Annotated in this window: 24 protein-coding genes; 6 read left to right on the top strand and 18 right to left on the bottom strand. The window is 68.6% G+C overall.

Annotated features, from left to right (window positions below; genetic code table 11):
- Positions 1-121: 121 nt before the first annotated feature.
- The 3 genes from ACZ5BU_RS30025 (at position 122) to ACZ5BU_RS30015 (ending at position 4,886) form a co-directional block, all read left to right on the top strand.
- Complete coding sequence (locus tag ACZ5BU_RS30025; RefSeq protein WP_465704257.1) at positions 122-1,786, top strand: ABC transporter ATP-binding protein; 1,665 nt, start codon at positions 122-124, stop codon at positions 1,784-1,786.
- On the top strand, positions 1,783-3,654 hold the full coding sequence (locus ACZ5BU_RS30020) for an ABC transporter ATP-binding protein (protein WP_465703796.1): 1,872 nt from the start codon (positions 1,783-1,785) through the stop codon (positions 3,652-3,654). The genes ACZ5BU_RS30025 and ACZ5BU_RS30020 overlap by 4 nt, the downstream gene beginning before the upstream one ends.
- An 80-nt stretch (positions 3,655-3,734) precedes the next feature.
- Positions 3,735-4,886: an AAA family ATPase gene (locus ACZ5BU_RS30015; RefSeq protein ID WP_465703795.1), complete on the top strand. Its 1,152-nt coding sequence runs from the start codon at positions 3,735-3,737 to the stop codon at positions 4,884-4,886.
- On the opposite strand, the gene ACZ5BU_RS30010 is transcribed toward ACZ5BU_RS30015, so the two are convergent.
- From ACZ5BU_RS30010 to ACZ5BU_RS29955, 12 genes are all read right to left on the bottom strand, one after another.
- Complete coding sequence (locus ACZ5BU_RS30010; protein WP_465703794.1) at positions 4,883-5,719, bottom strand: hypothetical protein; 837 nt, start codon at positions 5,717-5,719, stop codon at positions 4,883-4,885. The genes ACZ5BU_RS30015 and ACZ5BU_RS30010 overlap by 4 nt on opposite strands.
- A complete protein-coding gene (locus ACZ5BU_RS30005) occupies positions 5,719-6,441 on the bottom strand; it encodes a CDP-alcohol phosphatidyltransferase family protein (RefSeq protein WP_387665188.1) in 723 nt (240 codons plus the stop codon). The genes ACZ5BU_RS30010 and ACZ5BU_RS30005 overlap by 1 nt, the downstream gene beginning before the upstream one ends.
- 181 nt (positions 6,442-6,622) lie before the next feature.
- Positions 6,623-7,066, bottom strand: a complete 444-nt coding sequence (locus tag ACZ5BU_RS30000) for a nitroreductase family deazaflavin-dependent oxidoreductase (RefSeq protein WP_465703793.1) — start codon at positions 7,064-7,066, stop codon at positions 6,623-6,625.
- Positions 7,067-7,108: 42 nt separating this feature from the next.
- On the bottom strand, positions 7,109-7,564 hold the full coding sequence (locus ACZ5BU_RS29995) for a hypothetical protein (RefSeq protein ID WP_465703792.1): 456 nt from the start codon (positions 7,562-7,564) through the stop codon (positions 7,109-7,111).
- Between the two features lie 11 nt (positions 7,565-7,575).
- Positions 7,576-8,247 carry a class F sortase gene (locus ACZ5BU_RS29990; RefSeq protein ID WP_465703791.1) on the bottom strand — a complete coding sequence of 224 codons (672 nt, stop codon included), beginning with the start codon at positions 8,245-8,247 and terminating at the stop codon, positions 7,576-7,578.
- A complete protein-coding gene (locus ACZ5BU_RS29985) occupies positions 8,247-9,239 on the bottom strand; it encodes a hypothetical protein (RefSeq protein ID WP_465703790.1) in 993 nt (330 codons plus the stop codon). Before ACZ5BU_RS29985 ends, ACZ5BU_RS29990 begins: the two co-directional genes overlap by 1 nt.
- Before the next feature lie 196 nt (positions 9,240-9,435).
- On the bottom strand, positions 9,436-10,383 hold the full coding sequence (locus ACZ5BU_RS29980) for a hypothetical protein (RefSeq protein ID WP_465703789.1): 948 nt from the start codon (positions 10,381-10,383) through the stop codon (positions 9,436-9,438).
- A 120-nt stretch (positions 10,384-10,503) separates the two neighbouring features.
- Positions 10,504-11,598, bottom strand: a complete 1,095-nt coding sequence (locus ACZ5BU_RS29975) for a PP2C family protein-serine/threonine phosphatase (RefSeq protein ID WP_465703788.1) — start codon at positions 11,596-11,598, stop codon at positions 10,504-10,506.
- A 63-nt stretch (positions 11,599-11,661) separates the two neighbouring features.
- Positions 11,662-12,489, bottom strand: coding sequence for an Fpg/Nei family DNA glycosylase (locus ACZ5BU_RS29970; RefSeq protein ID WP_465703787.1), 828 nt, complete (start codon positions 12,487-12,489; stop codon positions 11,662-11,664).
- Between the two features lie 153 nt (positions 12,490-12,642).
- The gene (locus ACZ5BU_RS29965) at positions 12,643-13,119 is read right to left on the bottom strand and encodes a ribose-5-phosphate isomerase (RefSeq protein ID WP_465703786.1); all 477 of its coding nucleotides are present in this window, start codon (positions 13,117-13,119) and stop codon (positions 12,643-12,645) included.
- Between the two features lie 17 nt (positions 13,120-13,136).
- Positions 13,137-13,895, bottom strand: a complete 759-nt coding sequence (locus ACZ5BU_RS29960; protein WP_465703785.1) for a hypothetical protein — start codon at positions 13,893-13,895, stop codon at positions 13,137-13,139.
- Between the two features lie 81 nt (positions 13,896-13,976).
- On the bottom strand, positions 13,977-14,591 hold the full coding sequence (locus ACZ5BU_RS29955) for a mycothiol-dependent nitroreductase Rv2466c family protein (RefSeq protein WP_465703784.1): 615 nt from the start codon (positions 14,589-14,591) through the stop codon (positions 13,977-13,979).
- A gap of 109 nt (positions 14,592-14,700) precedes the next feature.
- On the opposite strand from ACZ5BU_RS29955, the gene pepN reads away from it, so the two are divergent.
- The gene (gene pepN / locus ACZ5BU_RS29950; RefSeq protein WP_465703783.1) at positions 14,701-17,274 is read left to right on the top strand and encodes an aminopeptidase N; all 2,574 of its coding nucleotides are present in this window, start codon (positions 14,701-14,703) and stop codon (positions 17,272-17,274) included.
- A gap of 183 nt (positions 17,275-17,457) precedes the next feature.
- Positions 17,458-17,895, top strand: a complete 438-nt coding sequence (locus ACZ5BU_RS29945; RefSeq protein ID WP_465703782.1) for a hypothetical protein — start codon at positions 17,458-17,460, stop codon at positions 17,893-17,895.
- Here ACZ5BU_RS29945 and ACZ5BU_RS29940 read toward each other — a convergent pair.
- Positions 17,892-18,884 (bottom strand): aldo/keto reductase, encoded by a 993-nt coding sequence (locus tag ACZ5BU_RS29940; protein WP_465703781.1) that lies wholly within the window; start codon positions 18,882-18,884, stop codon positions 17,892-17,894. The genes ACZ5BU_RS29945 and ACZ5BU_RS29940 overlap by 4 nt on opposite strands.
- Positions 18,885-19,127: 243 nt before the next feature.
- Between ACZ5BU_RS29940 and ACZ5BU_RS29935 the strand changes: the two genes are divergently transcribed.
- Positions 19,128-19,748 carry a hypothetical protein gene (locus ACZ5BU_RS29935; RefSeq protein WP_465703780.1) on the top strand — a complete coding sequence of 207 codons (621 nt, stop codon included), beginning with the start codon at positions 19,128-19,130 and terminating at the stop codon, positions 19,746-19,748.
- Here ACZ5BU_RS29935 and ACZ5BU_RS29930 read toward each other — a convergent pair.
- The 5 genes from ACZ5BU_RS29930 to malQ form a co-directional block, all read right to left on the bottom strand.
- Complete coding sequence (locus ACZ5BU_RS29930; RefSeq protein ID WP_465703779.1) at positions 19,730-20,311, bottom strand: GNAT family N-acetyltransferase; 582 nt, start codon at positions 20,309-20,311, stop codon at positions 19,730-19,732. The two genes, ACZ5BU_RS29935 and ACZ5BU_RS29930, sit on opposite strands and share 19 nt — an antisense overlap.
- Complete coding sequence (locus ACZ5BU_RS29925; RefSeq protein WP_465703778.1) at positions 20,311-20,712, bottom strand: DUF5130 family protein; 402 nt, start codon at positions 20,710-20,712, stop codon at positions 20,311-20,313. The genes ACZ5BU_RS29930 and ACZ5BU_RS29925 overlap by 1 nt, the downstream gene beginning before the upstream one ends.
- Positions 20,699-20,977 (bottom strand): aa3-type cytochrome oxidase subunit CtaJ, encoded by a 279-nt coding sequence (ctaJ, locus tag ACZ5BU_RS29920; RefSeq protein ID WP_344190514.1) that lies wholly within the window; start codon positions 20,975-20,977, stop codon positions 20,699-20,701. The genes ACZ5BU_RS29925 and ctaJ overlap by 14 nt, the downstream gene beginning before the upstream one ends.
- Positions 20,978-21,040: 63 nt before the next feature.
- Positions 21,041-21,544 carry a hypothetical protein gene (locus ACZ5BU_RS29915; protein WP_465703777.1) on the bottom strand — a complete coding sequence of 168 codons (504 nt, stop codon included), beginning with the start codon at positions 21,542-21,544 and terminating at the stop codon, positions 21,041-21,043.
- Positions 21,545-21,631: 87 nt separating this feature from the next.
- Positions 21,632-23,749: a 4-alpha-glucanotransferase gene (gene malQ / locus ACZ5BU_RS29910; protein ID WP_465703776.1), complete on the bottom strand. Its 2,118-nt coding sequence runs from the start codon at positions 23,747-23,749 to the stop codon at positions 21,632-21,634.
- Positions 23,750-23,783 lie beyond the last annotated feature (34 nt).

Raw genomic sequence — 23,783 nt, 5'->3', positions numbered from 1 at the left:
CTCAGAGCACCCTGTCCAAGCGCCGTCGATCGCTGCCCCTTCCAACCGTGCACCCGAACGTAGCCGCAACCTCTGGCGGCTGCGTCCCTATTTGAAGCCACACCGCTGGCGTCTGGCGGTGATGTTCAGCACCGCGATGCTGGGCGTCGGCGTCAGCCTCACCGTCCCACTGGTCACCAAGGCCATCATCGACGGCCCGGTCACCCGCCGCGAGCTGAGCCTGCTGGTGCCGCTGGCCCTGCTGGCTCTCGGGCTCAGCATCTCCGAGGTCATCCTGGTCTGGATGCGCCGCTGGGCGCAGTCCCGGACCGTCAGCGACCTCGAGGCCACCCTCCGGCACGACCTGTACGTCCGGCTGCAGTCGCTGCCGATGGAGTTCCACACCCGCTGGCAGAGCGGCCAGCTGCTCTCCCGGGTCACCACCGACCTGTCCACGATCCGCCGGTTCATGGGCTTCGGCCTGCTGTTCCTGGTGATGAACATCCTGCAGCTGATCGTGGTCACGATCCTGCTGCTCCAGCTGTACTGGCCGCTCGGTCTGGTCGTCCTCGTGGCCGCCGTGCCGATCGTGACGGTGTCGCTGAAGTTCGAGAAGAAGTACCTGCGGATCTCCCGCAAGGTCCAGGACCAGCAGGGCGACCTGGCCACCCGGATCGAGGAGTCGGCGCTCGGCTTCCGGGTGATCAAGGCGTTCGGCCGCCGGCCGTACGTGCAGTCGCAGTTCGACGACGAGGCGACCACGCTGTACGACACCGAGGTCGAGAAGGTCCGGCTCGCGTCCCGGTTCTGGAGTTTCCTCGGCGTCATCCCGAACCTGACCCTGGTGATCGTGCTGCTGCTCGGCGCGCTCGCCGTCGGCCGGGAGGCGATCACGCTCGGCACGCTGGTCGCGTTCATCACGCTGATGCTGTCGCTGGTCTGGCCGGTCACCTCGCTCGGCGCGATCCTGGCGATGGCGCAGGAGGCGATGACCGCGGCGGACCGGATCAGCGAGATCCTCGACACCTACTCGGTGATCAAGTCGGGTCCGGACGAGCTCACCGGCGCCCGCGGGCACCTGCGCTTCGAGCACGTCGGGTTCCGGTTCTCCGACGACTCGAACGAGGTGCTGCACGACATCAACCTGGACCTCACCCCAGGTACGACGCTCGCCCTGGTCGGCGCCACAGGGTCCGGCAAGACCACTCTGACCGCACTGGTTCCCCGGCTGTACGACGTGACCGCCGGACGGATCACCATCGACGGCCACGACATCCGGGACCTGTCGCTGGTGTCACTGCGGACCGCGGTCGCGTCGGCGTTCGACGACCCGACGCTGTTCTCCATGAGCGTCCGGGAAAACCTCACTCTCGGCAGGCCCGACGCCTCTGAGGCAGAGGTACAGGAGGCACTGGAGGTCGCCCAGGCACAGTTCGCCAACGACCTGCCGTGGGGTCTGGAGACCCGCGTCGGTGAGCAGGGCATGTCGCTGTCGGGTGGTCAACGGCAACGGCTGGCCCTGGCGCGCGCAGTGCTCGCCAAGCCCGCGGTACTCGTGCTTGACGACACCCTGTCCGCGCTCGACGTACACACCGAGGCCTTGGTCGAGGAGGCGCTGCAGAACGTGCTCGCCGACACCACCGGCATCGTGGTTGCGCACCGCGCGTCGACGGTGATGCTGGCCGACCAGGTGGCCCTGCTGCAGAACGGCACGATCACACACGTAGGAACCCATCAGGAGCTGCTGGCAACGGTACCTGCGTACCGGCACCTGCTGGCAGCGGAGGAAGAGGAGGTGCACGCATGACGACGACCCAGCAAACACCTCCTCAGGCCAACGAACAGGAAGCGCCGCCGGAGGAGCAGAAGTGGCGGGGGCTGTTCGAGGAGGACCCCGACCGCGAGATCTCCCGCGCCACGACCATCCGGCTGAAGGAGGACTCCCGCAAGCTGCTCGGGGAGCTGCTCCGGCCGTACCAGAAGCTGATCTGGCTGCTGGTGGTGATCGTGATCGTCGAGAACGGCGCCCGGCTCGCCGTGCCGTACTTGGTCCATCTGGGCATCGACAAAGGCATCCCGCCGATCCTGGCCGGCGAGGGCTCGAAGCAGCTGATCACCATCGTCATCGCCGTACTGGCGTCGGCGTTGCTGCAGGCGTGGGCGCGGCAGGTGTTCCTGATGCGCTCCGGCCGGCTCGGGCAGACGATCCTGCTCGGGCTGCGGAAGCGGGTGTTCGACCACTTCCAGCGGCTCAGCCCCGCGTTCCACGACCGGTTCACTTCGGGCCGGGTGATCTCGCGGCTGACCTCGGACGTCCAGGTGATCGACGAGATGCTGGCGAGCGGGTTCGACAGCCTGGTCACCGCGGTACTGACCCTGGTCGGTACGTCGATCATCCTGCTCACCCTGGACGTGAAGCTCGGTCTGCTCGCGCTGCTGTCGTTCCCGGCGCTGCTGATCCTCACGGCGTGGTTCCGGAAGCGGTCCGCGATCGTCTACCGGCAGACGCGGGAGGCCGTCGTACTCGTCATCGTGCACTTCGTCGAGTCGATGACCGGGATCCGCGCGGTGCAGGCGTTCCGCCGGGAGCCGCGGAACGAGGAGATCTTCCACGGCGTCAACGACCGCTACCGGAAAGCGAACCTCGAGTCGTTCCGGCTGAACGCGATCTTCATGCCGGCGATCAAGGGCGTCGGCAACATCACGATCGTCGCGATCCTGGCGTACGGCGGTTACCAGGCGTACCACGGGCACGTGACGGTCGGCGTACTGACCGCGTTCCTGCTGTACCTGCGGCAGTTCTTCGAGCCGCTGCAGGACATCACGCAGTTCTACAACACCTTCCTCTCCGCGAGTGCGGCGCTGGAGAAGCTGTCCGGTGTACTGAACGAGACCCCGGACGTGCCGGAGCCGATCCAGCCGGCCAAGCCCGGCAAGGCGCACGGGCACCTGGAGCTGCGCAACGTCCGGTTCGAGTACGTCGACGGCGTGCCGGTGCTGCCTGGTCTGCAGCTCGACGTGCCGGCGGGCCAGACGCTGGCCCTGGTCGGGACGACGGGAGCCGGCAAGACCACGATCGCGAAACTCGTGGCCAGGTTCTACGACCCGACCGGCGGGCACCTGCTGCTCGACGGCGTGGACCTGCGGGACCTGTCCGAGGACGACCTGCGCGAGCGGGTCGTGATGGTGACCCAGGAGAACTTCCTGTTCACCGGCTCGGTCGCCGACAACATCCGGTTCGGCAAGCCGGACGCGACGATGGAGGAAGTGGTCGAGGCCGCCAAGGTGATCGGCGCGCACGACTTCATCATGGCGTTGCCGAACGGGTACGAGACCGCGGTCGAGAAGCGCGGCTCCCGGTTGTCGGCCGGTCAGCGGCAGCTGGTCGCGTTCGCGCGGGCCTTCCTGGCGAACCCGGCCGTACTGATCCTGGACGAGGCAACGTCCAGCCTGGACATCCCGAGCGAGCGGCTGATCCAGCGGGCGCTCAAGACGATCCTGGCCGACCGGACCGCGATCGTGATCGCGCACCGGCTGTCCACGGTCGAGACCGCCGACCGCGTGCTGGTGCTGGAGCACGGCCGGATCATCGAGGACGGTTCACCCGACCACCTGATCACGGTCGACGGCCACTACGCCGGGCTTCACCAGGCCTGGGAAGAGTCCCTGGCCTAACGGCTCAGTGGGGCGCAGGGCCTTCCCTGCGCCCCGTCTGTGACATCGGATTGTCCGAAGGCCTCGGTACGGTGGCTCGCATGCTGACGACGCTGGCGGTGGAGAACTATCGGTCACTGCGGCGGATCGTCATGCCGTTGCGTGGGCTGAACGTGGTGACCGGGGCGAACGGGACCGGGAAGTCCAGCTTGTACAAGGCCCTGCGGTTGCTGGCTGACGCTTCCCGGAACGGAGCTGTCGCAGCCCTGGCGCGAGAGGGTGGGCTGCAGTCGACGTTGTGGGCGGGGCCGGAGCACGTGCGGAAGGATCGGCCTCCGCAGGGAACGCGGCGGACCGGGCCGGTGACGTTGCGGATGGGGTTCGCGGGGGACGACTACGGCTATCTGATGGATCTCGGGCTGCCGATCCCGCACGGGTCGGAGTTCGACCTGGATCCGGAGATCAAGCGGGAAGCTCTGTGGGCGGGGCCGTTCCTGCGGCCGGCGGCGCTACTGGTGGAGCGGACCAACCACGACGTACGGATCCGGTCGGCGAGCGGCGAGTGGCAGCGCGCGGGCCACGAGCTGCAGACGTTCGACAGCATGCTGAGCGAGTTCGCGGATCCGGAGCGTGCGCCGGAGCTGATGATGGTGCGGGAACGGCTGCGCGGCTGGCGGTTCTACGACCACTTCCGTACCGACGCGACCGCTCCAGCCCGGCGGGTGCAGGTCGGTACGCGTACCGCCGTACTGGCTCCGGACGGTGCCGATGTCGCGGCCGCGTTGCAGACGATCCGCGAGCTGGGGCCTCGCGGCGCGCTGGACGAGGCGATCGAGCTGGCCTTCCCGGGAAGCCGGATCGAGGTCGTCAACACCGCGGGACGGTTCGAGATCGCGTTCCACCAGCACGGGCTGTTGCGTCCGCTGTCCGGCGCCGAGCTGTCCGACGGCACGCTGCGGTACCTGCTGTGGGTCGCCGCGTTGCTGACCCCGCGCCCACCGGAACTCCTGGTCCTGAACGAACCCGAGACCAGCCTGCATCCGGACCTGCTGCCGGCGCTCGCCAACCTGGTCGTCACGGCCGCCAAGGAGACGCAGGTGATCGCCGTCTCGCACTCACGCCCGTTCATCAGCGCGCTCGCGGCTCTCTCCCCCGACCTCCAGACCATCGAGCTGGTCAAGGAGAGAGGCGCCACCAGCATCGCCGGCCAACGCCCGCTCGACGAACCGCCGTGGAAGTGGCCGAGCCGCTAATGCTTGACCGACTCGAACCGGACCAGGATCACTGAACCAACGGCGGACAACAGGAAGCCGGTGATCGCGGCCGGCCACCAACCGGCGCGTACGGCGTCGCTCAGGACGAAGACGCCGACGGCCGCCGGGGTGATTGTCTGCAGCGCAATCATCGGCGTGGTCGCCAGCGTCACCGAACCACGCTGCAGGGCCAGCGAGTACAGGATGAACGCGAGCGCCCCGCTGATCGGCAGCGTGTACAGCGTCGGACTGTGGAACAACTCCCCCAGTGACCCGTCCTTGAGCAGGCGCGCCGAGATCGCGACACCGGCGTACCCGAGACCGGCCAGCAGGCCGAGTAGTGCGGTCGAGGCGCCGTGCTGCGAACGGCTCGCGACACCACCCAGTACCGCGATGGTGACCAGGCCGACGATGATGCCGATGGTGAGGCTGTGATGCTGCGCGCTGGCGCCCGCGTCACCAGCCGCGACCGCGAGCAGGCCGAGGCCGACGACGACCCCCGCCACGGCCGACCATTCGAGCGCGCTGAGCTGGTCCGACATCAGCCGGGTCGCGAGCAACGCGGTGACGACGAGGCTGACGGCGATACCGGCCTGGGCGAGGTAGAGCGGCAGATGTCGCAGAGCGACAAAGTGCAGAGCGAAGCCCGCCAGGTTGAGGGCCAGCGCGCCGAGGAACGCGGGCTGCTTGAGCAGCTTGACCACGAACCCGCCGAGCCGCCGCGGATCCAGCTCCGATTCGGTCGGCACCTTCCGTGAGCCAACTGCCTGCGCGATCGCGCCGATACCGAACAGCACCGCGGCCCCGAGGGCCGCGCCGAGACCGAGGACCACTACGCGACGACCCTACGGCGCCAGGTCAGGTACAGGCTGAGCGCGGCGTAGTACACAAGGTAGGCCAGCGAGATCACGACCACGATCGCGTTCGGGTGCGGCATCTGCGCCAGGAGGACGGCGTACGACGCCAGCCAGACCGCCGTCGTCAGCAGGTTCAGCGAGCGGAACGCCTTGGTCCGCGACGGGTACACGTACTTCACCGGGATGAAGACGAGCACCGAGAACACGACCAGCAGGACGCCGGTGACGACCGGGCTGAGGCCTAGCACGATGATGTAGAACGCGACCACGTTCCAGTAGCTCGGGAAGCCTAGGAAGAAGTGGTCCTCGGTCTTCGCGTCGACCCGGCAGAACTGGTAGCTGGAGGCAAGCAACGGCAACGCGCCGAGGACCGCGCCCCAGGTCCCGGACGGCAGGTAGCCGCCGGTCCAGAGCAGCACGATCGGCGCGAAGGCGTACGTCAGGTAGTCGACGATGTTGTCGAGCATCGCGCCGTCGAACCACGGGATGGTCTCCTTCACCCGTAGCCGGCGCGCCAGCATCCCGTCGGTACCGTCGATCACCAACGCCGCCAGCCCGAGCCAGAGCGCCCGGACGGCGTCGCCGTCGATGGCAGCGATGACGATCAGCAGCGCGAGCACCGTTCCGCTCGCGGTATAGGCATGCAGTGCAAGTCCGGCCAGACGCAGCCGCGTCGACCCGACGAACGGTTCCCGCACCGCGTCGTGTGTGGTCAGGACAACTCCCAGAACTCTCCGACGCAGCGCGCCGGGCCGGGTCACGGTGAACCCGGCCGCCGCCAGCGTCTCACAAGCCTGGGCCCGGCCCTGTCACCGACCGTCGTCCGGACCAGATCTTTGCAAGGACTTAGGCCCTGTCTGGTAATCCACCAGACAGGGTCTAGTTGATGGGTTCGAGTACGAAGACCGGGATCTTGCGGCTGGTCTTGGTCTGGTACTCGGCGTACGGCGGGTAGGCGTCGACGCCGCGGGCCCACCACTCGTCGTACTCCGCGCCGTCGATCTCGCGGGCGACGTACTCGCCGACGGCCTCGCCGTCCTGCAGCGTCACCTTCGGGTCGGCCTTCAAGTTGAAATACCAGACCGGGTGCTTCGGCGCGCCACCGAGCGACGCGAAGGCCGCGTACACCCCATCGTGCTCGACCCGCATCAACGGCACCTTCCGGATCTTGCCGCTCTTGGCGCCGCGCATCGTCAGCAGCACCACCTTCATGCCCATAATCTCGACCACATCGGTCGTCCCGGCCGCGGTCACCTTGTCGACCTGCTCCCGCACCCAGCCCGCGGCGCTCGGAGCGTACTCGTCCTCATGCTTTGATGTCATGTCACCGATCCTAATGGTGACACGTCACGCAGACCAACCGGCTCAGACTGCGCAGGACTTGAGTTGGGCGGCGGTGGCGATGGTGGCCTCGATCCAGCGCCGGCGGAGGAAGTGGGCCTTGGCCAGGCGGTGGACGCCGTCGAGGACCACCAGGCGGCCGCGGTAGGCGACCAGGTTGATCGGGAAGTCGAGGTCGGCGTCCATCACCCGCTGGTAGTGGGCGCGGAAGTTCATCGGGGTCTCGGCGACCTGGTGCGGGGTGACCTTGAAGCGGTCGCCGTCCAGCTGCCACAACGGCAGGTCGAACATCCAGACCAGGTCGGCGATCTCGACCGGCTCCACCTTCAGGTCGAGCTCCCACAGCTTCGCCAGCTGCCAGCGGTACGGCGGGAACACCTCCCGCAACGTCTCCGGCATCATCGCGACCAGTTCGTCGAACGAGACGTCCGGTCCGGCCCGCTCCGCGCCGAAGGTGTCGCCCAGCCCATCGATCGTCACGACGGAACAGGTTACGCCATCGGCAGGGCGACGACGACCACGTTGCTCAGGTACACCGAGCCGTTCCAGTCCTCACACGTCACCAGCACGAGCCGGCCACGAACGCCCTGGTCGAACACCTGCGCGGCCCGCTTCGCGAGAGTTGCTTTCCGGTACGTCGTGACCGTCGCGACCTGGTACCGCAGCGGACCGCGGACGGTCGTCAGCTGGACAACCGATCCCGGGACAAGCCGGCCAAGGTCGTCGAACGCGCCGCCACCGGTGTGCACGGTATGACCGGTGATGACGGCCGAACCACGTTTCGCCCCGGGCTGCGCGCCGCCCGACCACCAGCCGACCATTGTCGGGTCGGACGGCGGGGTCAGTGCGGCGTCCACCGCCTTGATCGAGACGACCGGCGCACTGACGCCCAGTTGCGGGATGGTGATCGCGGTCGGGCGGCCGGGGCGCGTGTTCACCGGCGTACGGCCGGCCGACTTCGGCAGCGGTTTCCCGGAAGCCACGACCACCGGCCGAGGTGACACCGAGGTCACCGACGGGAACAGCAAGGGTGCCGCGCCCGCATGATCGTCACCGTCGAACTGCAGGTACGCACCAGCGGCCAGTACGCCTACGCCGACGACGGCGACCACCCCGCTCCACCGCAGGGGAGCGGGACGGCCGCGTCGACGGGCAGGGCTCACTACTGGACGCTGTGCTTTCCGCGTCGGCGGAGCGCGACGAACCCGCCACCGGCGAGCATCACGCCACCGGCCGCGAGCAGCATGCTGCCCAGCATCCCGAACATACCGTTGCCACCAGCAACCGAATTACCGGACCCCGGGCCGCCGAGGCCGGCGTTCACCTCGGTCGGTACGCCGCCGGTCGGAGTCTCGGACGGCCCACCGGCCGGCGGCGTGGTCGCAGTCGGCGCGGTCGACGTACCGGGCGATGTCGGCGTGGTCGCAGGCGGAGTCGACATTGTCTCCGTCGGCGCAGTCGTGCTCGGCGGAGCCGTCGTCGTGGGCGGCGCCGTGGTGGTAGGCGGCGCCGTGGTGGTCGGCGGGGCCGTGGTCGTGGGCGGCGCCGTCGTGGTCGGCGGAGCCGTGGTGGTCGGCGGCGCCGTCGTGGTCGTGGGCGGAGGCGTCGTGGTCGGCGGAGGCGTCGTGGGCGGCGTCGGGGCGCAGCCCTCCACCCAGAACACCTTGTGCTTGACGTCCGCGCCGATCGAGCCGGGTGCGTCCACGGTCAGCTTCACGTGGTAGCCCTGCTGCGGCTGCGGCTGGCCGGTGAACGTCAGCGTGTAAGTCTCACGCGCGTCCAGGTCGTTCCCACCACCGGCAGGGTCCTCGCCGATGAACGGGTTGAGGTTGCCGGAGACGACCTTCAGCCCACCGTCCGCGGTCGGCGCCTGGTCCTCGAAGGTGACGGTCGCCTTGTAGTCACCCTTGTCGTAGTTGTAGAACTCGACGTTGAACACGCAGCCCTGGTGCGGGTTGTTCTCGGGCACCTTGCTGATCTCGACACCCTCGATCTTGACGGTGCCGTTGTTGCCCTTCGGATCTTGTGCTGCGGAAGTCTGGTCGGCGTTGGCCGACGGCGCGACGAGCAGGGTCGTGGCGCCGAGTAGCAGTGCGAGCGCTCCGGCGCCGGCGAACAGGCCGGCGGCCCGGGAGTGCATACCCGTGTGGGTCATGTCCGTCCTCGAACAAAGCAGGGGATAGAGAGGTCCAGGAGAAGTATTTCGGTTCCGTTACAACAGTCAAGGCGGTTGGGTAACGATTGACCGCACGGATCCTGGGTTATCCACAGGTGCCGGACAGTGCTCACGCACCGGGGGCTGGTGGTGACCTGCCCGGTGCGTGAGCCGCTTGTTGCCGAGGACAAGCTCGTCAGCGGGAGTGGCGTCCCTGGCGCCGGAGTGAGGCGATCGCGCCGCCCGCAAGGAGCATGCCGCCGAGTGTCATCAGGATGCCGCCGGTCGCGCCCGGCCGGTCGTCGGTCGTTGCCGCGACCGCCCGGGGCGGCGTACCGGGCAGACCCGCCTCGATGGCGGTCGGTACGCCGGTACTCCGGTGATGCGTCGGAACCACCGAGGTCGTCGCCGGGTGCGAGGTGGTCGGCACAGTCGTTGGCGGCACCACCGGTGTCGTCGACGGCACGGTCGGCGGCGTCGACACCGGCGTGGTAGGCGGTGTGCTCGGCGGCGTCGTCGGTGGCGTCGTCGGTGGCGTCGTCGGAGGAGTAGTCGGAGGTGTGGTCGGCGGCGTCGTCGGCGGCGTGGTCGGCGGGGTCGTGGGAGGCGGAGTGGTCTCGCAGCCTTGGACCCAGAAGACCTTGTGCTTGGTGTCGTTCCCGATCGAGCCGTCGGCGTGGATGGTCACCTTGACGTGGTAGCCCTGCTGCGGATCCGGCGGCCCGCTGAACTGCAGCGTGTACACCTCCCGCGCGTCCAGATCCGTCCCACCACCGGCAGGATCCCCACCGATGAACGGGTTCAGGTTGCCGGACACCACCTGCAGCCCGGCGTTACCGGTCGGCGGCTGGTCCGTGAACTGCACGGTCGCGGAGTACGGCCCCTGCTCGTAGTTGTAGAACTCGACCGTGAACGTGCAGCCCTGGTGCGGGTTGTTGTTCGGCGGATGGTCGCCGAGCTCCACCCCGTCGATCTTGATCGTCCCGTTGTTCCCCGGCGGCGCGGCCATCGCCGCGAGCGGCGCGACCGGCGTACTCCCGCCCGCGCCGGACTGCATCAGCAGCACACCGGCGCCGATCAGAACCGTGAGCGCTCCAGCGGCGGCCGCGACTGCGGCAGCCTGAGCACGTACTCCCTTGACCATCCCCGTACCCCTGTCTCGCATGGTCACCCAAAGGTCACAGCGCGCATCTCCTCTGCAGTATGACCCTGTCGTTGCCCAAGTCAACAAACGGCGGGGTTGACAACGAGAGACTTGCTTGCCTCAGGCATGCGCTCTGCGGTGGATGATGACGATCGCCGCGTCGTCCCCGGCGCCGCCGGCGCTCTCGACCAGGTCCCTCGCCGCGCCCTGGAACCCGTGCGCCACCAGCCGCTCGGCCTGTCCCACGAGCCGGTCGGTCCCGCGCCCGATGTCCTGCTGCGGCGTCTCCACCATCCCGTCGCTGTAGAGGAACAGCGCATCGCCGAGCTTCAGCTGCCCGTGGTTCACCGCGAACTCGGGAGACTCGACCAGCCCGAGCAACGGCCCTTCGGCGTCCCGCGTCTGCCAGCGCCCCGACCAGGCGTCGAACTGGATCGCCGGCGGATGCCCGGCCGTACGTACGTCGAACTTGCCGGTCGCGAGGTCGAGGACGACGTGGACGACGGTGGCGAAGTCGTCGTCCCATTCCTGCCGCCGGATGTACCGGTTCGCGGACGGCAGGAACTCCTCCACCGGTACGACGCCGAGCAGGCCGCCGAACGCACCGGACAACAGCAACGCCCGCGTCCCGGCGTCGATACCCTTGCCCGAGACATCGACCAGCGCGACCTCGAGCACGTCGTCGTGCACCGTCGACACGACGAAGTCACCGGAGAACGTCGACGCCCCGGCGGACTGGATCCACGACTCGACCAGCCAGCCCGTCGGCAGCCGCGGCAGTTCGCCCTGCGCGGTCAGCGTGTCCCGCAGTTCCATCAGCATCGACTCGCCCCGGGTCCCCGGTACGCCGAGCCGGCTGCGTACTTTCGCGCTGGTGATCATGATCCAGCCGACCACCGCGAGCACCAGCACGAACCCGAACCGCGGCACCGACAGCCCGCGGGACAGGACGACGTACGCGCCGAACGTCGTCGTGATGGCCGTCAGCGCGACCAGTTCGCCGAGCCGCAGCAGGACACCGCCCACCACCAGCGGAACGATCAGGAACGTCGCCGGTACCAACGCCGGCCAGCTCAGGCTCGCGATCGAGATCACCAGCTGCACCAGCATCAGCGCGACGAACGCGACCCGGTGCGAACGGCGGGCGCGACGGCCCAGCGCCTCGACCCGGCGGCCGATGCGTCGTACCAGCGCAAGACCGCCGCTCTTCCTCATGGTGTGAAGAAGATAACGGTACCGATCGGTCCGCGCATCAATTCGCAACACGATCGAAGACGTTCAGCTCTTGCGGGTGAGACCGGTGCGCTGGCATTTGGGGCACCAGAACAAGTTACGGCCCGCGAGGAGCTTCGTCCGGATCACCGACTGGCAGACGTAACACCGTTGCCCCTGGCGCCGGTACACGTAGACCTCGCCGCCGTGGTCGTCCTTCCGCGGGTCGCGGCCCATCGCCTCGGGCGTGTGGTCGTCGGCGACGGTGTCGATCCGGCCGGTCTCGACGCCGTACTTCATCAGCTCGAGCAGGTCGTCCCACATCCCCTGCCACTCGCGCTTCTTCACCACGTTGCCGGGTGTCATCGGGTTCAGCTTCGCCCGGAACAGCACCTCCGCGCGGTACACGTTGCCGACGCCGCTCAGCACGTCCTGGTTCATCAGCAACTGCCCGATCGGCAGCTTGCTGCGGTGGATCCGCTTCCAGGCGAGCTCCGGGTCGGCGTCGTCGCGCAGCGGGTCGGGCCCGAGCCGGCCGAGCAGCTTCGCGCGTTCCTCGTCGGTGATCACCTCGCACACGGTCGCGCCGCGCAGGTCGGCGTACGACGTGGCGTTCTGCAGCCGGACCCGGACCGCGCCGACCGGTTCGGGTACCGGGGCCGGCCGGATGTCCATCTTCCCGATCAGGCCGAGGTGGATGTGCAGCCACCCGGCGCCCTCGAAGTCGGCGAGGAAGTGCTTGCCGTGAGCCTCGGTCTGCCGCAGGACATGCCCGTCGAGCAGCGCCGCGCCGTCGGCGAACCGCCCCTGCGGACTCGACGCCCGGACGGTACGGCCCCCGAACGCGTCCCAGACGTCGTTCGCCAACCGATGCAGCGTATGACCTTCAGGCATGATTCCTCGTATGGGGACGACAGGTGGTGCCAGAGGGGGCAAGGCGTCGACGCCTACACCGGCTGTGGTCGGGACCGGCCGGAGCATGCGCGCCCGGGACGTGTCCCGCCCCAGGCAACCGGTCAAGCGCCGACCGGTCCTGCCCCCAACAGATCAGGACGATGAGCGCACCGACGGGAGCTCGCCGGTCGATTCGTAGGCGGTCAGCATGTCGATCCGGCGGCTGTGCCGCTCCTCGCCGGAGAAGTCGGTCGCCAGGAACGTGTCGACGAACCCGGTGGCCTCCTCCTCGGTGTGCATCCGGGCCCCCACGCTGATGACGTTGGCGTTGTTGTGCTCGCGGCTGAGCCGTGCGGTGTCGGTGTTCCAGGCCAGCGCAGCCCGGACGCCCTTCACCTTGTTCGCGGCGATCTGCTCGCCGTTGCCGGAGCCGCCGATGACGATGCCCAGACTGCCCGGGTCGTTCACCACGGCCTGCCCGGTCCGCAGGCAGTACGGCGGGTAGTCGTCGACGGCGTCGTACACCGCCGGACCGTGGTCCGTGACGTCGTGCCCGGCAGCGGTGAGGTGCTGCACCAGGTGGTTCTTCAGTTCGAAGCCGGCATGGTCAGAGCCGATATGCACTCGCATGGCAGGCAATCTACTTGTCAGCTCACCGGTACGCGCACGCCGCCCGGCACAGTCAGCCCGGCGGTCAGCTGCGTCACAGCCGCGTACGCCTGCTCGTACGGCGTTCCGCACGGGTGCAGCGTGTAGACGGCAACGATCGTACGGTCGCCGGCGCCGACGGTGCCCGTGGTGTGCAGCGCCTCGCTCACGAGGTCCACGACGGACTCCGGCTTCGCCATGCTGGACCGGTACCCGTTGGAACTCTGGAATCCGGACCAGCCTTGCTTGATGCTGAAGTCCGGCGCGAAAACCGACGCGATCCCGAAGTACTGGTCGAAGCCGTCGGTGCCGTTCCGGGTCGCCTGGTGCAGCTGGCCCATGACGAACTCACGGACCGGCCGCGGGGCCTCCTCCAGCAGGTACCGGTAGATGCGGACTGTGTCGGCGGGCGTGATGGCGACGTAGCCCCAGAAGCCCGGATGGCTGGCGGGCGGTCCGGCTGTGTGCGTCAGCCCGAGCCGCCCGACCATCCGTTCCACCAGCGCCGCACCGCCGCGCTGGTCCCAGTAGTAACTGGCCGCGTCGTCGTCACTGCTGCGCAGCATCACCTCGAGCCGCCGGCGGTCCTCGTCCGGTACGGCGTACTGCGGGCCGCGGTCCCAGAAGAAGTCGAGCGCGATCAGCAGCTTCACCACGGACGCCGTCCGGAACTGCAGGTCGACGTCCTGCTCGTGCACGAACTGCCCGGTCCGGCGGTCGAACACCGCGATGCCGGCGATCACCTCAGGCAAAGTCATCTGAAACCTACTCACGAGTGGGCGGATTCCTGCGTGAGCAACTTTCGCGGTTCGGGTGGCTCCGGTTCAAGCCCTGAACGGTCAGTCGAAGATCGGGCCGCGGTCCCGGGTGCGCTTGATCTCGAAGAAGCCCTCGGTGCCGGCCACCAGCCGGACGCCGTCCCAGAGCTTGCCGGCCGCCTCGCCCTTCGGCGCCGGGGTGACCACCGGGCCGAAGAACGCGGCGCCCTCGACCGAGATCACCGGCGTACCGACCTCCATGCCGACCTGGTCCATGCCGGCGTGGTGCGACTTCTTCAGCGCGTCGTCGTAGCGGTCGGTGTCGGCCGCCTCGATCAGCGACGCGGGCAGCCCGACCTCGGCCAGCGCCTCCTCGATCACGTCGCCCTTGCCGTCGCCGATCCCCCGGCCCTCGACGTGGATCCGCTGGCCGAGCGCGGTGTACAGCGGCAGCAGCACCTCGTTGCCGTGCGCCTGCTCGGCCGCGATCAGCACCCGGACCGGGCCCCACGCGTTGCTCAGGAAGCTGCGATATTTCTCGGAGAGCTCCTCGCGGCCGTCGTTCAGCACGGCGAGGCTCATCACGTGCCAGGTCGTCTGCACGTCCCGGACCTGCTCGACCTCGAGCATCCAGCGAGACGTCATCCAGGCCCAGGGGCAGGCCGGGTCGAACCAGAAATCAGCGGAGGCAGTCATATCCACCATCATACAAAATTAAAACAACCGATACCGTCTTGGTATCCAATACCCGATGTCGGGGGGAAACCCTCGGCGAACCTGAGATCCAGGTGCATAGGATGCGGACATGCCTGGAACCAACCTGACGCGCGACGAAGCGCGTTCCCGTGCGGGCGTGGTCAGCGATGTGAGCTACGCGATCGAGCTCGACCTGGCCAACGCCCCGACCGGTGCACCGACGTACCCGTCGGTGACCACCATCACCTTCGCCGCCGAGGCCGGCGCGAGCACGTTCGCCGACCTGATCGCGGACAAGGTCCGCGAGGTGACGCTGAACGGCGCCGCCCTGGACCCGGACGTGGTCTACGACGGCGCCCGCATCCAGCTCGACGGGCTGGCCGAACGCAACGAGCTCCGGGTGGTGGCGGACTGCCTGTACTCGCGGACCGGTGAAGGGCTGCACCGCTCGGTCGACCCGGCCGACAAGGAGACGTACCTCTACACCCAGTTCGAGGTACCGGACGCCCGCCGGGTGTTCGCCACCTTCGAGCAGCCCGACCTGAAGGCCCCGTTCACGTTCACCGTTTCGGCACCGGCCCGCTGGGTCGTCATCTCGAACGCCCCGACTCCGGAGCCGACGCCGTACCAGGGCGAGAACGGCGAGGAGCTGGCCCGCTGGGAGTTCCCGCCGACCGAGCGGCTCTCGACGTACGTCACCGCCGTCGTCGCAGGCCCGTACCACGTGGTCACCGACGCGTACGAGGGCCCGTACGGGACGTACCCGATGTCGCTGCTGTGCCGTCCGTCGCTGAAGGATGCGCTCGACGTGGACGACCTGTTCGAGGTCACCAAGCAGGGCTTCGCGCTGTTCGAGGAAGCGTTCGGTACGCCGTACCCGTTCCACAAGTACGACCAGGCCTTCGTGCCGGAGTACAACATGGGCGCGATGGAGAACGCGGGCTGCGTGACGCTCCGCGACGAGTACCTGTTCCGCAGCCGGACGACGCACGCGGAAATGGAAGCCCGTGCGAACACCGTGCTGCACGAGCTGGCGCACATGTGGTTCGGCGACCTGGTCACGATGACCTGGTGGGACGACCTGTGGCTGAACGAGTCCTTCGCCGAGTGGGCCAGCCACTGGGCGCAGGTGGTCGCGACTACGAAGTACGCCGACGCGTGGACGACGTTCTGCAACGCCCGGAAGAACTGGGCCTACCGGCAGGACCAGCTGCCGTCGACGCACCCGATCGCCGCGGACATGATCGACTTCCACGCGGTCGAGGTGAACTTCGACGGCATCACCTACGCCAAGGGCGCGTCGACGCTGCGCCAGCTGGTCGCGTTCGTCGGTGAGGAGACCTTCGTCACCGCGCTGAAGGAGTACTTCAAGGACCACGCGTTCGGCAACACCGAGCTGGCCGACCTGCTGAAGCCGCTGGAGAAGGCGTCCGGCCGGGACCTCGACGACTGGACCGAGCGCTGGCTGCGGACCGCCGGCGTGAACACGCTGCGCGCCGACTTCGCGGTCGACGACGAGGGCGCGTTCACGTCGTTCGCGATCGAGCAGACCGCGACGGAGAAGTTCCCGGTACTGCGGCCGCACCGCCTCGCCGTCGGGCTCTACCGCCGGACCGACGCCGGCCTGGTCCGGACCGAGCGGTTCGAGGTGGACATCGACGGCCCGCGCACCGAGCTGCCGGAGCTGACCGGCGCGACCCAGCCGGACCTGGTGCTGCTGAACGACGACGACCTCACCTACGCGAAGATCCGGCTGGACGAGCGGTCCCGGGCGACGCTGGTGGAGTCGATCGACCAGCTCACCGAATCGTTGCCCAGGGCACTCGCCTGGGGCTCGGCCTGGGACATGACCCGGGATGCCGAGATGCCGGCCAGCCAGTACGTCGGCATCGTGCTGCGCGGGATCCGGGCCGAGACCGACCTGACCGGCGTCCGCTCGCTGCTGAACCAGGCGAGCAGCGCGATCAACCAGTACGCCGCCCCGCAGAACCGGCCCGCCCTGCGCGCTCAGTTCGAAGAGGCGCTGGCCGGTCTGGTCGCCGACTCGGAGGCGGGCAGCGACCACCAGCTCGCGTTCGTCCGCGCGTACAGCTCGGGGGTCTTCTCCGAGGCCGGTGCCGAGCGGCTCGCCGGCTGGCTGGAGGGACGCGACCTGCCGGAAGGCCTGGTCGTCGACACCGACCTGCGCTGGACGCTGATCGTGGCGCTGGCCCGGCTCGGCCGGATCGGCGCGGAGGAGATCGACGACGAGCTCACCCGTGACACCACGATCACCGGTCAGGAGCGGGCCGCCCAGGCGCGTGCCGCCCGGCCGACCGCCGAGGCCAAGGAAGAGGCGTGGCGAGTCGCGGTCGAGTCCGAGGACACCCCGAACGAGACGCAGTTCCGGACCATCCTCGGCTTCCAGCAGCCGGGCCAGGAGGACCTGCTGCGGCCGTACGTTGACAAGTACCTCAACGCGGCCAAGGACGTGTACACGCGGCTCGGCTCGTCGATGGGCGAGAACGTGCTGGTCTACCTGTCCCCGCGGCACCTGGCCGACCAGGCGGCGCTGGACGCGCTGACAGGCTGGCTGGCCGCGGAGTCGTCGTCCGTGGACGCCCCGACGCTTCGGTACGTCACCGAGGCTCAGGCCGACCTGACCCGCGCGATCGCCGCACAGGCAACCGACACCGTCGCCTGAAGTTTCTGACAGGGCCGGTCTCACGGTGAGACCGGCCCTGTTGTTTTTTGGACATCGCATTGAACCTCGCTGTGCGGTAAGACTGGACCGGTGCCCGCCTCAGATCCCGCCTTGGCTGGTGCGGCAGCTGTTGCGCTGACCGGACTCGCAGAGGCGTACCGACCCCGCCCAGTCACTCCCCTGATGCCCTGGCGGTACCCACACCGCCTGGTGAAGCCGTACATCATCACGGCCCGCGGACGGCAGTGGGACGACGAGATGGTCGATATCGCCCGCGGCACCGCCGGCCGGCAGCTCGACTTCGACGACGCGATGGGCTCCGTCGGACTCGGGGTCGTCGTACTGCACCTGGGCGACGACGGCATCTACCTGGTCGTGCAGAGCTGGGCACGCGACTTCCAGTCCCGCCTGAGCATCTTCAGCGGGATGGAAGTCGACGACCTCCGCCCGGCACCGATCGGTGCCGCACCGTGCGTCTGGGAACTAGAGGTGCTCAGCCACGAGCGTGCGTCGTACGTGAACCATATCCTCTCGGCTGACGTCGACGTCGACGCCTGGCTGGACGACGCCTTGGACACCCGCCCTACGGTCCGCTACGACGGCATCCCGTCCGGCACCTAGTTCTTGCCGGCTGCGTCGAGGCGTTGCCGCTGGTCCGCTGTGAGCTCCAGATCAGCGGCAGCAAGGCTCTCGTCGATCTGTGCGACCGAGGACGCACCTACGAGTGCCACGGTGGGGATCTCGCCACCAGTAAGCCAAGAGAGCACCACCTGGTTCGCCGTGGCGCCCGTCTCCTTCACGACCTCGTCCAGCGCAGTCCTCCGAGCTCTCGTGCCCGCGTGGTCGTAGGACTCGTCCAGAGGCTTGTCACCACGCACATACCCGCCGCTGAGCAGTGGTGAGTACGCCACCAGTGTGAGCCCGGGCTCTGCCCGCAGGTAGCTCAGCAGATTGCCCTCGGTCACACCGATGCTGCCGTCCTTCGAGCGGAGTCCTCCGAGATCGGTCCGCGCCCGGAAGTACGTGTGGTGGTACTGCAGTACGTCGTACGACGGCAGGCCCGCCTCTGCCGCCAACGCGCGGTACCGCTCGATCCGCCAGGTCCAGTAGTTGCTCAACCCGACCAGCCCGACCGTCCCGTCGTTCACAAGAGTCCCGAACGTCTCGACCTGCTGCTCCAGCGGTGTGGCGTAGTCGTCGATGTGGGCGTAGTACAGGTCGACGTGGTCGCGGCCGAGGTTGTCCAGGCTCCGCGCCACTGACTCCTTGATCACCTGCGGCGACAGGCCCTCCAAGTCCTCGGTCAGCTGCTTGGCCGGGCGCGGCGGTCGCCCACCCACCTTGGTCGCGATCGTCAGCTCGTCCCCCACTCCGCGACTCTTGAGCCACCGCCCGAGCAGCTGCTCGGACTCCCCGCCCTGGGTGCCGTTGATCCAGAACGCGTAGTTGTTGGCCGTGTCAACGAACGTGCCACCGGCCTCGACGTACCGGTCCAGGACTGCGAACGAGGTCTGCTCGTCCGTCGCCGTTCCCATCAGCATCGCCCCGAGGGCGATCGTGCTGACCCGGCGCTGCCGCGCAGGGTCCGTCCCCATCGTCAGATAACGCATGACAGCAGCCAAACAACTAGAGCGCTGTCTAGGTCAAGACATTGCGGATCCCGACGTGTCCCGATTCGCTCCGTGAGAATCAAACGAGCGCTGGTCGGCGGACGGTGAACAGGCGTGTGCGGTGCGCGATTCCCTTGTGGAGAAAGAGATTCTCACCACCTGAAAGAGGCTCATTTATACGCTCGATCGGATTAAGCTGCACCGGATACTTCAGTCTGGGGCGATCTGGGGAGGGGCCCTGCTGTGACACGCGCCGATCACCGGAAGCGGAAGGTCCAGCGTTCGCGCAGCGCGATCAGCGCCGGCATCGTGGCCGGGCTCGCGCTGGCGGCCGTGTTCGGGTACGTCCTGACCCGCCGCTCGGCCGACGACCAGACGGCTGACGGGCTGCAGATCGGCTCAGGTACCGACAGCGGTGCCGCCGCGCCGGCCGGAAGCGCCACCGGGAGCGCGACGAAGGGCGACCGCAAGCCACCCGTGGCGGCGACGAAGAAGCCGACCGTCACCCAGCCGTCGGCGAAGGTCCAGACGGTCACGCCGCCGCCGGTGAACACCGGCCCGACGTCACCGAAGTTCAAGCACGGCCAGTGGATCGCCGTACTGGACAAGTACCCGGTCGACGCCGAGCAGTCCGCCAGGGACACCGCGGCCAAGGTCACACGGGCCGGCATCCCGGCGAAGGCCATGCTCGTCAACGGCCAGTACCCCGGCATCACGGACAGTTCGCTGACGCCGATCACCGGCACCTGGGTGGTCTACCTCGGCCCTGGTACGTCCTCGGCGCAGCTGCTCAACCTCTGCCAGGACCCGCGGACGCAGGCGGCGTACCAGAGCGCGTGCCCGACCTACGAACCGGCCGGCTGAGGCACGTCGTCGGTCGCGAGCCGGGCGTGCAAGTGGGAGTCGTGCCGCTGCCCCGTCGGCTCGACGTAGTAGTCCCGCATCACACCCTCCAACTGGAACCCGGCGCCTAGTGCGACCCGGCAGGAGCCCTCGTTGACGAGCGAGTGGTCCAGTGAGATGCGGTGCAGCCGCAGACCGTCGGTGGCGAAGCCCCAGCGTGCGGCAGCATCGAGTACGCGTGCACCGAGCCGGCGGCCGCGTGCCGCGGGGCTCACCCAGTACGCCGCGACGGCCTGATCAGGCACGCGGTGCACGTCCCGCAGGGTGACGCTGGCGATCACTTTGTCGGTCTCGCTGTCGGCGACCGCGAAGACCGCGTTGCCGTGCGACCAGCTGTCGATCCGCGGCTCCAGCCACCTGCGGGCACGGAGCTCCGCAGGTGTGCTGAGGACAGCTGTCCCGGCCGTCCAGCGCAGGATGCCGGGGTCCTGCAGCGCGACAGCCACTGCAGCCTCGTCGGAGACGGCGAACGGACGGAGTACCACGTCGCCCAGGTCGATACGACGCGGCTGCAGCCGGGACACTAGAGCTTGTGGGGCTCGTTGTTCGCGTGGAGCAGCGGGGCCTGGTGCGCGTGGGCACCCAGCTGCTGTACGCCGGTCACCAGGCCGCCGGCCAGGTCACCGGTCGCGAACGACGTCTGCATGGTCAGCGCGGCCAGACCGGCGGACGAGTCCGACAGCTGCCGGCGGGCCTGCGAACCGGTCACGATCTCGAGCCGGCGGCCGGCCGGGTCGACGTACACCAGGACGGAGCTGTCCGGGTCGTCGAGCTCGTTCAGCAGCTCGATCGCGAACGGACGGGTCTCGGAGTCGGCGCCACCGACGTACACCGAGAAGTGCAGGCCGGACACCTCCTCGGCGTTCCGGACCGCGCGCTCGATGTCGTGGAGCTGGTCAGGGGTGAAAGCGTCACCAGCTGGCACTTGCGCCTCCGATGGTGCGGGCGACGCCGGCGGCGGTCGCGGTGGCAGCCGGAGCGGGGTCGAGCTCGGGCAGGTTCGCGGGGTCGGGCTTGGTGGCGGTCGGCCCGTTGATCCAGACCGGCGGTGCCCACCAGGACAGCCCCGGACGGTACCGCGGGCCGTTCGCGATCGAGGAGGCGAACGTCAGCAACGCCACCACCGCGATCACGAGCACAGGAATCCCGACGAACACCAGCAACGAGTGCCCGGACAATTCAGCAATCACGCCTGAAGCCTAGTACGCCCCGACCGCTGGAGGAGCAACCGCCCCTCCAGCGGGACCGAAGGCTCAGCAGCCGCCGCAGTTGTAGTACGTGATGTCCCAGTGCGAGCCCTCGTCGGCGTAGATGTTGCCGGCGCCGGACCTCCACTGCGGGTAGCCGTCGGCGCGGTCGGCGATCCGGGTGAAGGTGTTGTGGATGTAGTTCCCGACACAGGTGTACTTCGAGATGTCGACCTTGTAGCCGTTCCAGTGGCTGTAGGTCCCGCTCGCGTGACCGACCTCGGTGCCACCGGTGATGTTGATCGCGCACCCGCTGGCGGTCTTCAGCGTGCGTACGCCGTACACGGTGCTGTCGTTGATCTGCTCGAAGGACGTACAGGTGGAGTTGTAGCGGTCGGTACACCCACCGCTGGACGACCAGGTGATGCCGGCGGCACGGAAGATCGAGGCCGCCTGCGACTGGGTCAGCTTGGTCAGGGCGGAGGCCTGCTCGATCACCACCACACCGGGCAGCAGGCCGACGGCGACGGCGACGAGCGGTACGAGGATGCGTCGGAGCACGGATTTCATGGGGACACTCCTTGAAAACGGGGCGGTTTTTCAAAGAATGAACTTCCCACGAAAGATATTGCCGAAACCCCGGCCTGCTCAATGCCGCTAGATGTTCAGCGCGCCGATCAGCCGTCGTAGGCGGAGGTTGTTCGGGAGGTCCTCCACCAGGACAGGATCGCCGTGAGGACCGCCGAGCGGGACGCGCCAGTTCGGGTACTCGTCCGTCGTACCGGGCTGGTTCTGCGTACGGCGCTCTCCGACGGCGTCCGTCAGCGCGACGCCGACGAGCTTCGCGGGCGTGTGGGCGACGTACCGGTGCAGCGCCTCGACGATCCGCTCGACGTCGCCGTCGGTGTTGCTGAGGAGGTGCCGCTCACGGAGCGCGTTGAGCCACGCGTCGCGGTCTGCCTCGTCTACGGCGAGCTCCTCGGCCACAGGGCGCGTGAGCAGACCTAGGCGGTTCCGTAGCTCCACGTGGTCGCCGGCGAGGTACCCAGCCGTCGGCGGAAGGTCATGCGTCGTGACAGTCGCCAGGCAGAGCTCTCGCCACCGCTCCGGCGTCAGCGGCTTCCCGTCGGCGTCCCGCTCGAACCAGAGCACCGACGTACCGAGAATGCCGCGTTCGGTCAGGTAGTCGCGTACCCACGGCTCCACCGTCCCCAGGTCCTCGCCGATCACGGTGACACCGGAACGCTGCGCCTCGAGCACCAGGATCCCCACCAGCGCCTCATGGTCGTACCGGACGTACGTGCCCTCGGTCGGCCGCTCCGGCGACGTCACCCACCACAGCCGGAACATGCCGAGGATGTGGTCGATCCGCAGCCCGCCACCGTGCCGCATCACGGCCCGCACCAGGTCCCGCCAGGCGGCGTACCCGGTCTCGGCCAGCGCGTTCGGGCGCCACGGCGGTTGCGACCAGTCCTGTCCCTGCTGGTTGAACGCGTCCGGCGGTGCGCCCACGTGGATGTTCGGCGCGAGCACGTGCTGCAACGCCCACGCGTCAGCCCCGTCCGGATGCACGCCGACGGCCAGGTCGTGTACGACGCCCAGTGACATCCCGGCCGCCTTCGCCCGGGCCTGCGTACGGCCCAGCTGCTCGTCCAGCTGCCACTGCAGCCAGCAGTGGAACTCCACCGCGTCCGGGTTCTCGTTGCGGAAGGCAACAACCGCCGGCGCGGTGGGGTCCTGCAGCTCCTCCGGCCACTTGCTCCACTCCGGCCCATGGACGTCGGCGATCGCGGCCCAGGTGGCGAAGTCGATCAGCCCCTGGCTCTCACGGTCGCAGTACGCGCCGTACTCCGCGATCCGCCCCACCGACGGCTGCACGCGGAACAGCACCTGCAGCGCCTCCCGCTTCGCGGTCCACACCGTGTCCCGGTCGATCGCGGTCGCGTCCTCGCTCAGCGCCCGCGCCTGCAGCGCCAGCGCCCGTACCTGGTCCCGCTCCATCGGCGCGAGGTCCCCGTACTCGTCGATGTCCTCGATCCGCAGGTAGATCGCGTTCCCGAAGCGACGCGACGCCGGGAGGTACGGCGACGGCTCCATGCGGCCGGCCAGCTCCGCAGCGTGCAGGGGGTTCACCAGTACGAAGCCCGCGCCCAGGTCGTGCGCAGACCATGCAGCGAGGTCGCCCAAGTCGTGGAGGTCTCCGATGCCCCAGGAGCGGCGCGAGCGTACGGAGTACAACTGGAGGACCCAGCCCCACGTCCGCTGCAACTTCTCCGGCTCGAGCTTCTTCGGCGTCACGATCAACGTGCTGACCGAGATCTCCGGGTTGGTACCGATCCGCGCACACAGCCGGTGGTAGCCGAGCGGCAGGTCCCCCGGCAACTGGAACGTCGCCTCGCCGACCTGTACGCCGTCGACCCACTCAGGCTCGACCCAGTGGTCCTGCTGCGGCAGGTCCCGGCGCTGGCCGCCGTCCTCGAGGTCTACCCACACCTCAGCCGTCGACCCGTGCGGCAGGTGTACGGCGAACCACGGGGTCCAGCCCTCCCGCATCACCACGGTAGGAGGCAACGTACGACGCCACCGCGCCTGCTGGTGCTCCGCGAGCGCAAGAGCTGCCTTCTCTGGGGTGGAGGCGTCTACGCCCAGTGCGGCGAGCACATCGGACACAACCTCACTGGAGACGATCACGTGCTCGCCTTGCCAGTTCCAGTACTCCGTGGCCACGCCATGGGCGACTGCAAGCTCGACAAGGGCCGGAGTGGGAGCTGTCACCCCAGCGAGTCTGCCGCATCAACCGCTGGTACGG

The sequence above is a fragment of the Kribbella sp. NPDC031520 genome (genome assembly GCF_055580825.1).
Note: the sequence above shows the minus strand (reverse complement) of the source record. Positions and strands in the feature narration are given on the sequence as shown.

What these genes read in the sequence shown, in the direction of transcription:
- ACZ5BU_RS30025 (WP_465704257.1), top strand. Translation starts at nt 122, where the DNA reads ATGTTCAGCACCGCGATGCTGGGCGTCGGCGTCAGCCTCACCGTCCCA.
- ACZ5BU_RS30020 (WP_465703796.1), top strand. Translation starts at nt 1,783, where the DNA reads ATGACGACGACCCAGCAAACACCTCCTCAGGCCAACGAACAGGAAGCG.
- ACZ5BU_RS30015 (WP_465703795.1), top strand. Translation starts at nt 3,735, where the DNA reads ATGCTGACGACGCTGGCGGTGGAGAACTATCGGTCACTGCGGCGGATC.
- ACZ5BU_RS30000 (WP_465703793.1), bottom strand. Translation starts at nt 7,066, where the DNA reads ATGACATCAAAGCATGAGGACGAGTACGCTCCGAGCGCCGCGGGCTGG.
- ACZ5BU_RS29985 (WP_465703790.1), bottom strand. Translation starts at nt 9,239, where the DNA reads ATGACCCACACGGGTATGCACTCCCGGGCCGCCGGCCTGTTCGCCGGC.
- ACZ5BU_RS29980 (WP_465703789.1), bottom strand. Translation starts at nt 10,383, where the DNA reads ATGGTCAAGGGAGTACGTGCTCAGGCTGCCGCAGTCGCGGCCGCCGCT.
- ACZ5BU_RS29975 (WP_465703788.1), bottom strand. Translation starts at nt 11,598, where the DNA reads ATGAGGAAGAGCGGCGGTCTTGCGCTGGTACGACGCATCGGCCGCCGG.
- ACZ5BU_RS29970 (WP_465703787.1), bottom strand. Translation starts at nt 12,489, where the DNA reads ATGCCTGAAGGTCATACGCTGCATCGGTTGGCGAACGACGTCTGGGAC.
- ACZ5BU_RS29965 (WP_465703786.1), bottom strand. Translation starts at nt 13,119, where the DNA reads ATGCGAGTGCATATCGGCTCTGACCATGCCGGCTTCGAACTGAAGAAC.
- ACZ5BU_RS29960 (WP_465703785.1), bottom strand. Translation starts at nt 13,895, where the DNA reads ATGACTTTGCCTGAGGTGATCGCCGGCATCGCGGTGTTCGACCGCCGG.
- ACZ5BU_RS29955 (WP_465703784.1), bottom strand. Translation starts at nt 14,591, where the DNA reads ATGACTGCCTCCGCTGATTTCTGGTTCGACCCGGCCTGCCCCTGGGCC.
- pepN (WP_465703783.1), top strand. Translation starts at nt 14,701, where the DNA reads ATGCCTGGAACCAACCTGACGCGCGACGAAGCGCGTTCCCGTGCGGGC.
- ACZ5BU_RS29945 (WP_465703782.1), top strand. Translation starts at nt 17,458, where the DNA reads ATGCCCTGGCGGTACCCACACCGCCTGGTGAAGCCGTACATCATCACG.
- ACZ5BU_RS29940 (WP_465703781.1), bottom strand. Translation starts at nt 18,884, where the DNA reads ATGCGTTATCTGACGATGGGGACGGACCCTGCGCGGCAGCGCCGGGTC.
- ACZ5BU_RS29915 (WP_465703777.1), bottom strand. Translation starts at nt 21,544, where the DNA reads ATGAAATCCGTGCTCCGACGCATCCTCGTACCGCTCGTCGCCGTCGCC.